Source organism: Oxalobacteraceae bacterium OTU3CAMAD1, assembly GCA_024123915.1.
Classification (GTDB): domain Bacteria; phylum Pseudomonadota; class Gammaproteobacteria; order Burkholderiales; family Burkholderiaceae_D; genus Rugamonas.
Window position 1 is genome coordinate 3904447 of the sequence record CP099650.1, and the last position, 15222, is coordinate 3919668.

Here is a 15222-nt window from a genome sequence, read left to right on the forward strand (position 1 = left end):
AATCGTTTTCATATTATAGTAAACGAAAAGTATCAGTAAAAGTAGCACAGGTAAAACCAACTAAAAACATTTGGAGACGCAGCACATGAAAAGTAACCGCAGGCAGTTCCTGTCCTCGATGACCGGCGTCGCCGGCCTGTCCGTGATGTCGGCGCCAATGGCGCTGGCGGCGGCCGCGCAGGCGCCTTACAAGAATCCTTCGCTGCCGCTGGAAAAGCGCGTGGACGATCTGCTGGGCCGCATGACGCTGGACGAAAAGATCGCCCAGCTGCAGTGCATCTGGCAAAAGAAAACCGAGATGCAGGACGCCGCCGGCGAGTTCTCCGCCGAGAAGGCCAAAAAGAACTACCCTAACGGCATGGGCATGTTGGGCCGTCCTTCCGACCGTCAGCTCGGCCAGGCGGCCGGCGCCGGCGACACCGGCGAAAAAGCCAACCGCAATGCGCTGGAGACGGCGAACTACGTCAACGCGGCGCAAAAATGGGCGGTCGAGCAGACCCGCCTTGGCATTCCGATGCTGACGCACGAGGAAGCGCTGCACGGCTACGTGGCGCGCGACGCCACCAGCTTCCCGCAGGCGATCGGCCTGGCGTCGTCGTTCGACCCTGAGATGGTCGAGAAGATTTTCAGCGTGGCGGCGCGCGAGATGCGCGTGCGCGGCGCCAATCTGGCGCTGGCACCGGTGGTCGACGTGGCGCGCGAACCGCGCTGGGGACGCATCGAGGAAACTTACGGCGAGGACCCGTACCTGTGCGGCGAGATGGGCAAGGCGGCGGTGATCGGCTTCGCCGGCAAGGACAAGATTCTGGCCAAGGACAAGGTCTTCGTCACGCTCAAGCACATGACGGGCCACGGCCAGCCGGAGAGCGGCACCAACATCGGCCCGGCCGAAATCAGCGAGCGCACCTTGCGCGAGGATTTCTTCCCGCCGTTCGAAAAACTGATCAAGGAAACCAACGTCGGGGCGGTCATGCCGTCGTATAACGAGATCGGCGGCATCCCTTCGCACGCCAACCACTGGTTGCTGCACAAGGTGCTGCGCGAGGAGTGGGGCTTCAAGGGGCTGACCGTGTCCGACTATTTCGGCATCAAGGAACTGGTCACGCGTCACAAACTGGCTGTCGACGCCAAGGAAGCCGGCTTGCTGGCATTCAAAGCCGGCGTAGATGTCGAAACCCCTGACGGCGAGGGCTATCTGGCCCTGGCGGCGCTGGTGAAGGAAAAGCGCATCAGCGAAAAAGAGATCGATGTCGTGGTGCGCCGCGTGCTGACCTTGAAGTTCCAGGCCGGCCTGTTCGAGCAGCCTTACGTCGACGCCAAGGTGGCCGACAGCTTGACCGCGACGCCGGACGCGATCGCGCTGGCGCGCCTGTCCGCGACGCGCACGCCGGTGCTGCTGAAGAACGACAAGGGCCTGCTGCCGCTGAACGCCAAGAAGGTCGGCAAGGTGCTGCTGCTCGGGACCCACGCCAAGGATACGCCGATCGGCGGATACTCCGATATACCGCGCCATGTGGTGTCGATCTACGACGGCTTGCTGGCGGAGAGCAAGGCGCAGGGCTTCGAGCTGGCGTATTCGGAAGGTGTGCGCATCACCGAGGAGCGCATCTGGGGCAAGGACGAGATCAAGTTCGTCAAGCCGGAGGTCAATGCGAAGCTGATCGCCGATGCGGTGCAGGCGGCGAAATCGGCGGACACCATCATCATGGTCCTGGGCGACAACGAACAGACCAGCCGCGAGGCGTGGGCCGACGAGCATTTGGGCGACCGCGCGAGCCTCGATTTGATGGGCCAGCAGAACGATCTGGCAGCGGCGATTTTCGCGCTGGGCAAGCCGACCGTCGTGTTCCTGCTGAACGGCCGTCCGCTGTCGGTCAACCTGCTGGCGGAGAAGGCCGATGCGCTGATCGAGGGCTGGTACATGGGGCAGGAGACCGGCCATGCGGCTGCCGACCTGCTGTTCGGCCGCGCCAACCCAGGTGGCAAGCTGCCGGTGTCGATCGCGCGCAATGTCGGTCAACTGCCGGTGTTTTACAACCATAAGCCGTCGGCGCGTCGTGGGTATATCGATGGCAGCACCAAGCCCTTGTATCCGTTCGGCTTTGGACTGAGCTACACGACGTTCGATATCTCGGCGCCGCGTTTGACCAAGGCCTCGATCGGCATCGCCGGCTCGACGTCGGTGCAGGTGGATGTGACCAACACCGGCAAGCTGGCGGGTGACGAGGTTGTGCAGATCTATATTCGGGATGACGTCAGTTCGGCGACGCGCGCGGTGTTGGAATTGAAGGCGTTTAAGCGTGTGACGTTGCAGCCGGGCGAGAAGCGCACGCTGACGTTCGATATCAAACCGTCGGATTTGTGGTTCTTTAATGCGCAGATGAAGCGGGTGGTGGAGCCGGGTAGTTTTACCATTCACGCCGGTCCGGATAGCGTGAAGTTGAAGTCCGTGAAGTTGATGGTGGGGTAATTAGGAGGGGCCGCTGGCGGCTCCTGGCGGATTACGCCGTTCCGGCTAATCCGCCCTACGTGACTCTTCGAGGGATCGCGTGTGCGTTGTCTTAGGTGATGTCTGCCTACCTCGGAATCACGTAGGGCGGATTAGCGCGAAGCGCGTAATCCGCCATCTTGACTTACCGGTAGCGGTACAATTTCACCTTCTGCATCGTGAAGTCCCCCGTCACCAGCATGATCTGCCGGCCCTGGTGGATTTCGTCGCCATTGAGCCAGCGACCATCTTTCCATTTGCCGTTCTCGTAGGTCCCTTCGGTCACCTTTTCAAGGCCCACCAAATCCCCCGCGCCGGTGGCGTCGGTGAACTTCACCGTCAGCCCTTTACCCGCCAGCAGGAACTCGTCGTCCGACAGTTTGATGATCAAACCGCCGCAACCCTCCAGATCCTTGCTGTCCGTCTTGGCCCAAGGGTTGCTGAAGCTGACCTGCAAGTTAAAGCCGCCCATCGTCACCTGCTGCGGCGAAGCATCCACCACGCCGTCATACGACACCTTGGCCTTGAAGCCGCGCATATTGCCGCTGCCTTGCACCTGGTTGATCAAAGGCGTCAACTGACGCAGCAGGCGATACGCCTTCGGCAGCGGGTCGGTAGGCTCGCTGTCCTCGACGCCGAACGGCGAGAAGCCGAACGCGTCGAACTCGCCGATCGCGTAGAAAGCCTTGGCCGCCGCGTCATGCCGGCCGGCGTTGTCGGCCTCCGGCACAAACAGCGGATTGTCCGCCCGCTTGAACTGCGGCGCCCATTCGGTGAAGTTGGGGAAGTAGGTGTCGATTGCCAGCACGTCGATGGACGGCGCGCCTGCCTTCCAGATATCGAACAGGTGCGGCAGCGGACCGGCGCTCGGATACTCGCCAGGCTTTTTGCCGGGCCGGTTCAGCGCCGCGTTGACGTACATCGGCAGCGGATAGGCGGCCTTGCCGGCGGCCGTCATGGTTTCCACAAAGGTGGCGTAGCCCCAGGCCTGGAAAACCTCCTCGGCGGCGATCGACGTGCCGAACACCTCGGCCCAGGTGCCGCTGGCGCGATTTCCGTTGGCGGCCCACAGCGCCTGCACCGACGGATGCAGCCTGGCGCGATTTGCGCCCAGGTAATCGGTCAAGGCCTTGGGCACCTGGCCGGCGATGGCGGCGTTGGCCAGCGGGCTGTAATCGCGCACGTCCGGCAGCATGCCGATCTCGTTCTCCACCTGCACCATGACGACGGTGCGCTCGGTGTCGACCTGTTTCAGGTGCGCCAGCAGCGCGCGGTAGGCGGCGGTGTCGGCGGCCAGCGTCTTGGGGCTGAAAGGCGTGAGCACTTCCTGCGCTACGCCGTTGCGGGCAAGCGAGCGCGGGAAACGCTGGGCGTCGCGCTTGACCCACGGCGGCACGTAGGTCGACATCGAATTCTTCCAGGCGCCGAACCACAGCAGGATCAGCTTCTTGTCGTTCGCGCGCGCCTGTTTGAGCATGCCATCGAGGACGGTGAAATCGAAGCGGCCTTCAACCGGTTCGATCTGGTCCCACTGCACCGGCGCCAGCACGGTGTTCAGCTCCGCGCCCTTGAGCGCCGGCCAGAGTTTGTTCAGGTACGGCAGGTGCGATGCCGAGGAATTATGCAGTTCGCCGGCGAGGACGAGGAAGGGCTGGTCGTTGACCATCAATTGCGTGGCAGTGCCTTGCTTGCGCAGGTAAGGGACGGAATTGGCCGCCAGCGCGGCGCCACCCTCCAGCAGAAACAGCGCGAAGGCGCAGGTTAGCGCGGCGCGTCGTGTCGGTGCTCGCATGGTGCTCCTAAAAATCCAGTTAAAAAAACACCGTCGCTGTAAGGCGACGGTGTACAAACTGCCCCGGGGGATGGGGCAGGAGAGCTAGAACCCGTTACAGAAAAAATTCACCAAGCCGGTCCCGGATCACATGTGACAGGGGCGGGGCCGGGGCGCGAATCACTTGGATGATTGCGCGACCATTTCAGTGTAGGTTCGACCCACCGGGGTTGTCAACATAAAAATGCCACTAAATGTTATGCGCAAACATTTAGTGGCTTTAGGGGGTGCGGCCGGCGCCCTATTTGACGAAATTGTCCTTGATCATGTCGACGACATCGCCACCGCGTCCGCTCAGCACGGCCTTGACCGAGTACAGCGCGGTGCCCAGCACCTGGGACGCCTGTATATTCGGCGGCATCACCAGTTCGAAGCGGTCGGTGGTGACGTCAAGCAGCGCCGGACCCGGGTGCGCCAGCCATGCCTGGACTTCGGCTTCCAGCTCCGCCGCCGATTCGACGCGGCGGCCGTAGATGCCGATCGCCTCCGCCACGGCGGCGAAGTTCGGGTTTTTCAGTTCGGTGTAGGCGTCGAGCAGGCCTTCCACCTTTTGTTCCAGTTCGACGAAGCCCAGCGAGCCGTTGTTGTAGACGGCAACCTTGATGGCGATATTCTCCTGTACCGCCGTGATCAAGTCCCCCATCATCATCGTCAGGCCGCCGTCGCCGGACAACGAGATCACCTGGCGCTGCGGGAAGGCCTTTTTCGCGCCCAGCGCCTGCGGCATGGCGTTGGCCATGGTGCCGTGGGTCAGGCTGACCAGCGTGCGGCGTTTGCCGGTGGCGCGGGTATGGCGCAGCACCCATACCATCGGCGAGCCGCCGTCGGCGGTGAAGATGGCGTCGTCGTCGGCGTGCTTGTCGATCATCGCGGTCAGGTATTGCGGGCGGATCGTGCTGCCGTCGCCCGGCGTGGCGCGCTCGTTCAGATGCTCGACGGCTTTTTGGTGGCGCTCGACGCACTGGTCGAGGAACTCGCGGTCGCCGCGTATCTGCACGCGCGGCAGCAGCGCGGCCAAAGTGGTGGCGATGTCGCCGACGGCGCCCACTTCGACCGGGTGGCGCCTTCCCAGGTGCGTCGGATCGATGTCGATCTGGATGATGCGCGCGTGCGCCGGGTAGTACTGGCGCCAGGCGAAGTCGCATCCGAGCAGGAGCAGGGTATCGCACTCCGTCACCGCGTGGTAGCCGGAGTCGATGCCGAAGATGCCGGTCATGCCGACGTTGTACGGGTTGTTGTACTCGACAAAATCCTTGGCGCGCGAGGTGTGGGCGATCGGCGCCTTGATACGCTCGGCCAGCGCCATCAGCGGACCGTGCGCGCCTTCGCAACCGGAACCGGCGTAGATCGCGACCTTCTTGCCGTCGTTGATGATTTCGGCGATGCGGTTCATTTCCGTGTCCGATGGGCGGGTTTGCGGCTGCGGCAGGTGGACGGAGAAATGCGGCTCGTCGACCGCCGATTCCTTGGACAGGTCGACCGGGAGTATGATCACCGCCACGCCGCCCTTGGTCATCGCCGCCTGCGCCGCCATGGCGGTGATACGCTTGGCGTGGGCCGGCGTGCGGATCTCCTGGCGAAACACGCTGCAATGGTCGTAGATCGGCTTGTAGTCGACCTCCTGCGGGAAGTCGGTGCCCAATTCGTCGCGGGTGATCTGGCTGGCGATCAGCACCACCGGCGAGCGGTTGCGGTGCGCTTCGAACAAGCCATTGATGAAGTGCAGGCTGCCCGGGCCGCAGGAGCCGGCGCACAAGGTCAGGCGGTTGGCGACGATGGCCTCGGCGCCGGCGGCGAAACCGCCGGCCTCCTCATGACGCACATGAACCCACTCGATCTCGCTGCGACGGATGGCGTCGGTGATGTAGTTCAGCGAATCGCCGGGAATGCCCCAGCAATGTTTGGCCCCGGCTTGCTGCAGAGTTTCGATAACGACTTCGGCGACTGTTTTGGCCATGATTGAATTCCTGATCAATGATTGGATTTGTTCAGTTTATCGCTGGTAACGCGTACGGAGCGCACGCGTCTATGCTGTCTTGGCGATAGGCAACGAAGAGTCCGCCATGAGGGATGAAAGCCCGGTCGGATGCGTTCCGGTTGGCGATCCCGTACGTTGCCGTACATACTAATTTCCCCGAATCGATAATGCTGGGATTAAATTGTTATAGGAACGTTTTATGGCCAAGCACCGCCCTTCAAGTCCCGGCGAACAGACCCGATCCGCCATCGAGACCGCAGACTCGGGCTATGTCCGCGTGCGCGGCGCGCGCGAGCACAATCTTCAAAACGTCGATGTCGACATCCCGCGCAACGCGCTGGTGGTGTTCACCGGCGTATCGGGTTCCGGCAAATCGTCGCTGGCTTTCGGCACCCTGTATGCGGAGGCGCAGCGGCGCTACCTGGAGTCGGTGTCGCCCTATGCCCGGCGCCTGTTCCATCAGATGGCGGTGCCGGAGGTCGACGCCATCGATGGTCTGCCGCCTGCCGTGGCGTTGCAGCAGCAGCGCGGCGCGCCGACGACCCGTTCATCGGTCGGCAGTGTCAGTACTTTATCGAATTCGCTGCGCATGCTGTACTCGCGCGCGGGCGACTATCCGCCCGGCCAGGAATTGCTGTATGCGGAATCGTTCTCGCCCAATACGCCGCAGGGCGCGTGTCCGCAGTGTCATGGACTGGGCAGGGTGTACGAGGCGACCGAGCGTTCGATGGTGCCGGACGACAGCCTGACGATACGCGAACGCGCCGTGGCGGCGTGGCCCACCGCCTGGCACGGACAGAATCTGCGCGATATCCTGGTGACGCTCGGCTACGACGTCGATACGCCATGGCGCGAGCTGCCCAAGAAACAGCGAGACTGGATTCTGTTCACCGACGAACAGCCCACCGTGCCGGTTTACGCCGGCCTGACGCCGGCCGAGGCGCGGCGCGCGCACAAGCGCAAGGAGACGCCGAGCTACCAGGGCACTTTCACCGGTGCGCGCAAATATGTGCTGCAAACGTTCGCCGGCACCGAAAGCGCGATCATGAAGAAACGCGTGTCCCAGTACCTGGTCGGTATGGATTGCCCGACCTGCGAGGGCAAGCGGTTGCGGCGGGAATCGCTGTCGGTGACGTTCCGCGGTCACGATATCACCGAGATCGGGCGCCTGCCTTTACAGCGGCTGGCGCAGTTGCTGGCGCCTTACGCGGAGGGGAAACCGCCGGCCGCCAAGACCAAGGCCAAGGCGAAGGACGCCGAACGCCATCCGGAGAAAGCGATCGTCACGCAGCGCATCGCCCAGGATCTGGTGGCGCGGCTCGCCGTGCTGCTGGACCTTGGATTGGGGTATCTGAGCCTCGAACGCGGCACGCCGACGTTGTCGCCCGGCGAACTGCAACGGCTTCGGTTGGCGACGCAGGTCCGTTCCAGCTTGTTCGGCGTGGTCTATGTGCTGGACGAACCGTCGGCCGGCCTGCATCCCGTCGATACCGAGGCGCTGTTGCGGGCATTGGACCGCCTCAAGGCGGCGGGAAACTCGCTGTTCGTCGTCGAGCATGCGCTGGATGTGATCCGGCACGCCGACTGGATCGTCGACGTCGGGCCGAAGGCCGGTCAGCAAGGTGGCCGCATACTGTATAGCGGCGCGCCGGATGGACTTGCCGACGTGGCCGAGTCGCGCACCGCGCGCCATCTGTTCGAGCGTGTCGAGCGTTCGCCGCGCGCGGTGCGCGCGCCGGCGGACTGGTTACGTTTGCGCGGTGTCGAGCGCAATAACCTGCATGGCGTGGACGCTGATTTTCCGCTGGGCGTGTTGACCAGCGTGAGCGGCGTTTCCGGCTCCGGAAAGTCCAGCCTCGTGAGTCAGGCGCTGGTTCAGCTGGTGCTGGCGCAGTTGGGACAAAGCGTGGCGGCCAGCGACGCCGACACCGATTTGGCCGAGGCGGCGCTGGACGATACGGGCGGCGGCGATGTGCGCGGCCGCGTCATAGAAGGCATGCACGGCGTGCGGCGCCTGGTGCAGGTCGACCAGCGGCCTATCGGAAGAACACCGCGTTCCAATCTGGCGACTTATACCGGTTTGTTCGATCATGTGCGCAAGCTGTTTGCGGCCACCAAGGCGGCACGCGCGCGGCATTACGACGCGGGGCGGTTCTCGTTCAATGTCGCCAAGGGCCGCTGCCCGAATTGCGCGGGCGAGGGGTTTGTCATGGTCGAATTGCTGTTCCTGCCGAGCGTGTATGCGCCTTGTCCGGAATGCGAGGGCGCGCGCTACAACCCGGATACGCTGGCGGTGCGCTACCGCGACCGCAATATCGCCGAGGTGTTGCGGATGACGGTGGACGCGGCGTGGGAGTTCTTCGCCGAAGAGGCGCCGCTGCGGCATGCGCTGGATGTGCTGCGCGCGGTGGGACTGGGCTATCTGCGGCTGGGCCAGCCGGCGACGGAGTTGTCCGGCGGCGAGGCGCAGCGCATCAAGCTGGCGACCGAGTTGCAGCGCGCCAGCCGCGGCGACACCTTGTACGTGCTGGACGAGCCGACGACGGGTTTGCATCCGTCGGACATCGAGTTGCTGATGACGCAGCTGCACGGGCTGGTGGACGCCGGCAACACCGTGGTGGTCGTCGAGCACAATATGCAGGTGTTGGCCGACAGCGATTGGGTGATCGACGTCGGCCCGGGCGCGGGCGAGGAGGGCGGTGCGATCGTTGCTGCAGGCCCGCCTGAGGCGTTGGCGAAGGACAAGCACAGCCGCACGGCGCCGTACCTGGCCCGTGCGCTTAAGGCATCCGCGGTTCGACGCTAATCCATCGCCCGTGATGTCGGCGTCAGCAGCAAGGTCGCGCAGTCTCCGGCCCTGCAGCCGTAACCGAGTATCTGCCCCCGGTCGTTGATGTCCGACGCATGTTCGACCGACCAACCCGATGCCGGATCGATCAGGGAATTGAGGTCCCGCATGACGCCGCCGCTGTAGATGAAGCCATGGGTCGGGGCGCCGGGGGCGGCGAGTAGCGACTCGCCCACGATCTGGTCGTGGGCGTTAATGCCTTGGGCGACGCTGAACGTGCCGCCAAGCGTGCCAAGATCCTGCATCATGCCATTGGCGTAAAGGAATGCATGGTAGAAGTTATCGGCTCTCTGGGCGAATCCGACGACGTGGCCGCGCTCGTTGTTGGCGGACGCAAAGCTGTAGGGGCCGCCCAGTGTGCCGAGGTCCCGCATGGCGCTCCCGTTATGGAGGAAGGCGTGTATGTCGCCTTCGGCGGTCATTGAGTTGCCAACGACATCGCCACGCGCGTTGATATCGTTTCCGACACTGAAGATGCCGCCAAGGGTTCCCAGGTCCATCATGACGCCGCGCGTGTAACGATAGGCGTGCCACGAGTCGCTGCTGGTGGCCGAGCCACCGGCGATTTGCCCGGCGTTGTTGATTCCTTGCGCGTCGGCACAGCAGCCCCCCAGCGTACCGATGTCGCGCATGGTGCCGTCCGAATAGAGAAATGCGCGCGACTCCCCTGCGCTGTTGTACGAGGCCCCTACGACCTGGCCTCGTTCGTTCAGGTCGGCGGAATAGCTGGAGTCGCCGCCCAGCGTGCCCAGTAGGGTGACATTGCCCCGATCGTACAATACCGCCTGTGTGGACCCACCGACGGGCATGTTGCCGGCGATCTGGGCTCGATTGTTGAGGGCAGTCGCATAGATGTTCGCCGCCGGCCCACGCACCGGGGTGATCTCATAGCGGGTCTGGGCCTGCGCGGCCCCCGCCAGCAACATCAGCATCGTTAGCGGCCACAGCGGCCGCATTTTGTTGGACAAGTAAGTCATGGTGTTTCTCCGGTGGAGGGTGGAATGGATCAGGCCAGCTCCACCAGCCTAATGGCTCACACCGGAACACGTCTGCGGCAGATCAAGCAAGCGATAGAGCCCGCCGTTGCTGGCCTGCCGCCTCGCGCGCAAGTTTTCGTTGGGGATACCCGGAGCCGGACAGCCGGCCCCGGGAAGACATCACTCGCAGCTGAAGCTGGCCGCATCCTCGATGTTGCCGCTGCCTTTGTACTTGGCCGCCTTCGGATACGGGCACAGCGGACGGGTGCGGTTGGCCGCCCAGCTGGCCGGCACGTCGGCATTGACGCCACCGGCGTTGCCGGCGCCGCGCACGCTGGCGATGACGTTGTCCGGCGCCTGGCCGCGTTCGACCCAGGCGACCAGCGGCGTCAGCATGTCGAACTGTTCCGCCGACGGGCCACCGGCGCAGTGGTTCATGCCGGGCACGCGGAAGAAGCGGGCGAAGTTCGAGGCGTCGCCGCCGTTGGCCGCGCGCAAGCCGTCATACCAGGCGGTGGTGTCGTCGCTGGAGAAGATCGGATCGGCGGTGCCGTGGTACACCATCATCTTGCCGCCACGGTTCTTCAAGGTGCCGAGGTTGGTCGGGTTGGGTGGCAGCATGAACGACAGCGCGCTTTCGGTATAGACGGCGGTGGTGGCGCCGACCCGCGCCAGCATGCTGTCGATACTGCCTGTCAGCGCGAACTGCGGTCCGTTGAAAGTCGCCAGGTTTTCCGGAGGCGCTTGCCAGATCAGTCCAACCGCGCCGGAATCGCGGGTCAGCGGGCTGTTGAACTTCCAGTCGGCCCAGCCGCCAGTCGAGATGCCGGCGTCGTATGGCCAGCTGGAATAGAACTTCGCGCCGGCGCTGGTGGTCGCGCCCGAGAACAGGCCCCCGATCGTGGTTTTTTGCGCCGCGCTCAGGCAGCTGCCGTCGCGCGCGCCAGTGCAGGTCGGCACGTCCCGATTGAGGTCGAAGGCCGCCTGGCACGCCTGCGTATTTTGAATCAGGCCGTCGGTGGCGCCATCCAGCGCGTCGCATTTCGCCAGAACGGCGTTCTCGACGGTGGTACGTTCGGCCTTGGTGAAGCCGGTCGACAAGTCGCCCGGCGTGGTGGCCAGCGAATTGTAGGCCTGTCCGCCGGCGATGTTGGCGATCGCCGCCAACGGCAGGCGGAAGCCTGGATTGCCGACCAGGAAACCGTCGTATTGATCGGCGATGCGCGCCGCCGCCACCATCGCGTGGCGGCCGCCGTTGGAGCAACCACCGAAGTAGGAGCGCGCCGGCGCCTTGCCGTAGGCAATCTGGATCAGGTTCTTGGCCATCGGCGTCAGCTTGCCGGCGGCCTGGTAACCGTAGTCGAGACGCGCTTGCGGATCGATGCCGAAGGCGGGATTGGGCGCGCCGTGGCCGGCGTCGGAACTGATGACGGCGAAGCCCATGTTGAGCGCGCTATCCAGCGGACCGCCACCGCCAACCTGGCCCGTGGCCGGCACGACCGAACCGTCCAGGCCGCCGTTGCCTTGATAGAAGAAGCGGCCGTTCCAGTTCAGGGGCAGGCGCATTTCGAAGCCGATCGCGTAGCGGGCGCCATCGACGGTGCTGACGCGATCGAACATGCGGCCGGTCACCTGGCAATGGGCCGGGATGGGTTTGCCGGCGACGCGCAAGGTACCGGCGGCAATGCTGTTGGCGGCCGTGATGGTGGTGTTGGCGAGCTGGATCCTGGTGACCAGATCGGTGCAGGACGGCAGCGCCGCCCCGGTGGCTGCCGCCAGGCGGGGCAGGCCGGTGCTGTCGATGCTGTCACCGCCGCCGCCCGCGCAAGCGCTCAGCAGCATGGCCGCCGCGATGGCGGTGGCGAGCGGAATCATCGGGGGTGTGGCTGGGTTGGTGTCGCGGCTTTTCATGCGAGTTGTCTCCTCTGTTCTTGCAAAGCGATGGACGCGCGGGTCCCGCGCAGCGTTCTGGTGGCTGCGTCGGGACCGGCTTGGGATACTGCGGGGTGGAGCGGGGTAAGGCTGACTACTAGTTCGGCATCACGTCCTTGATGGTGCTGATCGGCGCGTTGACCAGCTTGCCGTTGACCTTCTTGACTTCGCGCACGTACATGTTCTGGATGATATCGCGCGACGCCGGGTCGATGCTGATCGGACCGCGCGGGCTGTCCAGCTTCATGCTCGACAGTACCTTCATGGCGGTGTCGCCCGTGACGGTGCCGTTCAGCTTGCGGATGGTCTCGTACAGCATGGCCATCGTGTCATACGCGGCCACGGTGACGAAGGTCGGCGGACGGGCGTTCGGCAGGGCGGCGGCATAGGCGGTCAGGAAGGACTTGTTGGCCGCGTTGTCCAGCGCCGTCGAATAGTTCAGCACCGTGATGGCGCCGAGTGCGCGGTCGCCCAGCGCCTCCAGGGTCGGATGGTCGCTGGTCATGTCGCCCACGCCCAGGAACTTGATGCCGGCCTTGTCCAGGCCCTTGTCGCTGAAGGCCTTGAGCAGGGCGGTGCCGTCTTCGGCGCCGGGGGCGAAGAAGAACAAGGCGTCCGGCTTCTCGTCCTTGATGCGCTGGATGAATGGCGAGTAGTCGGGATTGGCCAGCGGCGCCCGCGACGAGCCAACCAGCTTGCCGCCGCCGGCCGTGAAGCCCTTGCCGAAGCGCGCTTCGGCGTCGATGCCGGTGCTGTAGTCGCTCACCAGCGTGTACACCTTGCCGACCTTGTTCTGGGCGGTCCAGGTGCCGAATGGCTCGGTCATCTGCTGCATCGTCATGCTGGTGCGCAGCATGTACGGCGACTTGGCGGTGATGCCGGTGGTGACGGCGTTCATGACGATCATCGGGATCTTGGCCTGGGTGGCAATCGGCGCCACCGCCAGCGCGCTAGGCGTCAGCGAGAAGCCGATCAGGAAGCTGACCTTGTCGCGGGAGATCAGCTCCTGGGCCGCGCGCTTGGACATGTCGGCGTTGGTGCCGCCGTCGTCGCGGTAGATGATCTCGATCTTTTTGCCGGCCACGGTGGCGCCGTTCTGCTGCATATAGGTCTTGATGCCATCCTCGAACGGCTTGCCGGTGTTGGCGAAAGGCCCGGTCAGCGCGGCGATGACGCCGACCTTGATAGTGTCCTGCGCCTGCGCCACGCCGATGTTCATGCCGATCAGGGCCACGCTGACGACCATGCCGATGTTGGCCAGTTTTTTAAGTTTCATTGCTTGTCTCCGTCTTTTTTAGTTTATGCCGCGATGATTACTTGTGGATCGGTGCCTTCATACAGTGCGTCGACCACGGCGGCCCGCCGCGTCAGCACCGCCGACTGGTTGATCGAACCCTTGTCGGTCATCTCGCGATGATCGACGGACGGCGGTTCGGGTAGTAACAGCAGCCGGTCGATGCGCATCGACGAACCGCTGGCGTCCTGGTTCAACAACTTGAGCAAGCGTTCGAAGCAGGCCCGTACCGGCGCGCTGGCCAGCACTTCGGCGGCGCCGGCGTCGGGGCCCAGCTCGGACAGCACCTGGCAATGCTCCATGCGCGGGAACAGCAGCAGGCCGATGGCGTTGCGGTCGATGCCGGTGACCACCGCGTCCAGCACATACGGCGCGGCCGCGCTGATCACTTTCGCGCGCAGCGGACCGACGCTGACGAAGGTGCCGGTACTGAGCTTGAAGTCCTCGGCGATGCGGCCGTCGAACATGAACCCCAGCTCCGGTTTTTCGGGATCGACGAAGCGCAGGGCGTCGCCGGTGCAGTAGTAGCCATCCTCGTCGAAGACGGCGGCGTTCAGGTCCGGCGCGCGCCAGTAACCGGGCATCACGTGCGGGCCGCTGAAGCGCGCTTCCAGCTTGTCGCCGAACGGCACCAGCTTGACTTTGCAGCCCGGCGCCGGCACGCCGACATAGCCGGCCTTGATGATGTTGCCGGTGCCGAAGGTGCACGATGGCGACGTCTCCGTCATGCCCAGCCCCGTGATGATGCGCACCGACTCGCCGGTTTCGGCAATGGCGGCGTTGTCCAGCCTATCCCACGCGGCCTGCGACAGGCCGGCCCCGGCGCACAAAAACAGTTTGACGCGCGAGAAGAAGTTGGCGCTCAATTTGGCGTCGGTCTTCATGGCGTCGGTCAGCATCTCGAACCCTTTCGGGATATTGAAATACATCGTCGGTGCGATCTCGCGCAGGTTCCGCAAGGTGGTCGGGAAGTCGCGCGGGGTCGGCTTGCCATCGTCCAGGTACAGGGTGCCGCCGTTATACAGCACGATGCCCACATTGTGGCTGCCGCCGAAGGTGTGGTTCCATGGCAGCCAATCCAGCAGCACCGGCGGTTCGTCGCCCATGAACGGGAAGGTTTGCAGCAGCATCTGCTGGTTGCTGCACAACATGCCGTGGGTGGTGGTGACGGCCTTCGGTTTTTTGATGGAGCCGGAGGTGAACAGGAACTTGGCTACGGTGTCGACGCCGACGGCGGCATGCGCCGCTTCGACGGTCGACGGTGCGACGTCGAGCAGCGACTGGAAGCTGCTGGACTGCTGACCGGGCACTTCGCCCTGGGCCAATATCAGTTCGGCGTCGGCCGGCATCACCGCCTTGATGGCGCGGCTGTAGGCGGCGCCGTCGCAGGCGAACAGCGCGCCGGGTGTCAGCTTGGCCAGCATTTCGGACAGCTTTGTGAAGTCGGTCGCCACCAGCGAGTACGAAGGCGACACCGGCGCATACGGAATGCCGGCGTACATCGCGCCCAGCGCGAGTTGGAAGTGTTCCAGGTCGTTACCGGACAGGATCACCAGCGGACGTTCGGCCGACAGGCCGCGATCGAGCAGCGCCTGGCCGATGCTGCGCGCGCGGCGCAGCACCTCGGCGTACGACAGTCGTATCCATTCGCCGTCGCCATCGGCCGCGCGGCGCGCGACCAGGGTGCGCTCTGGATGGGCGGCGGCGCCCGATTCAAGACGGTCGGTAAAGCGCGACGGGAACGCCTCCAGCGGCGTGACGGCGTCCACGTGCCACAGGCCGTCGGCCTGGTAGGCCGCGATCTGCGGATTGCCCAGCCTGACCGGGCGTCGCTTTGCCGTGCCGCTGGACTGCTCCGCGATCATCGTTTGATT

At 64.5% G+C, this 15222-nt stretch carries 8 protein-coding genes; 2 read left to right on the forward strand and 6 right to left on the reverse strand.

What is annotated here, in order from left to right; translation table 11 throughout:
- Positions 1-85: 85 nt before the first annotated feature.
- Positions 86-2470 carry a glycoside hydrolase family 3 C-terminal domain-containing protein gene (locus tag NHH88_16960; protein USX11410.1) on the forward strand — a complete coding sequence of 795 codons (2385 nt, stop codon included), beginning with the start codon at positions 86-88 and terminating at the stop codon, positions 2468-2470.
- A gap of 163 nt (positions 2471-2633) precedes the next feature.
- Here the strand turns inward: NHH88_16960 and NHH88_16965 are convergent, their stop codons facing one another.
- Positions 2634-4280: a DUF5597 domain-containing protein gene (locus tag NHH88_16965; protein ID USX11411.1), complete on the reverse strand. Its 1647-nt coding sequence runs from the start codon at positions 4278-4280 to the stop codon at positions 2634-2636.
- Between the two features lie 280 nt (positions 4281-4560).
- A complete protein-coding gene (locus tag NHH88_16970; protein ID USX11412.1) occupies positions 4561-6276 on the reverse strand; it encodes a thiamine pyrophosphate-binding protein in 1716 nt (571 codons plus the stop codon).
- A gap of 220 nt (positions 6277-6496) precedes the next feature.
- Between NHH88_16970 and NHH88_16975 the strand changes: the two genes are divergently transcribed.
- Positions 6497-9103 (forward strand): excinuclease ABC subunit UvrA, encoded by a 2607-nt coding sequence (locus NHH88_16975; GenBank protein ID USX11413.1) that lies wholly within the window; start codon positions 6497-6499, stop codon positions 9101-9103.
- On the opposite strand, the gene NHH88_16980 is transcribed toward NHH88_16975, so the two are convergent.
- From NHH88_16980 to NHH88_16995, 4 genes are all read right to left on the reverse strand, one after another.
- On the reverse strand, positions 9100-10122 hold the full coding sequence (locus NHH88_16980) for an HAF repeat-containing protein (protein USX11414.1): 1023 nt from the start codon (positions 10120-10122) through the stop codon (positions 9100-9102). The two genes, NHH88_16975 and NHH88_16980, sit on opposite strands and share 4 nt — an antisense overlap.
- Before the next feature lie 180 nt (positions 10123-10302).
- The gene (locus NHH88_16985) at positions 10303-11997 is read right to left on the reverse strand and encodes a tannase/feruloyl esterase family alpha/beta hydrolase (protein USX17358.1); all 1695 of its coding nucleotides are present in this window, start codon (positions 11995-11997) and stop codon (positions 10303-10305) included.
- 154 nt (positions 11998-12151) lie between these two features.
- Positions 12152-13330 carry an ABC transporter substrate-binding protein gene (locus NHH88_16990; GenBank protein USX11415.1) on the reverse strand — a complete coding sequence of 393 codons (1179 nt, stop codon included), beginning with the start codon at positions 13328-13330 and terminating at the stop codon, positions 12152-12154.
- A gap of 23 nt (positions 13331-13353) precedes the next feature.
- Complete coding sequence (locus tag NHH88_16995; protein USX17359.1) at positions 13354-15213, reverse strand: feruloyl-CoA synthase; 1860 nt, start codon at positions 15211-15213, stop codon at positions 13354-13356.
- Between the last annotated feature and the right edge of the window lie 9 nt (positions 15214-15222).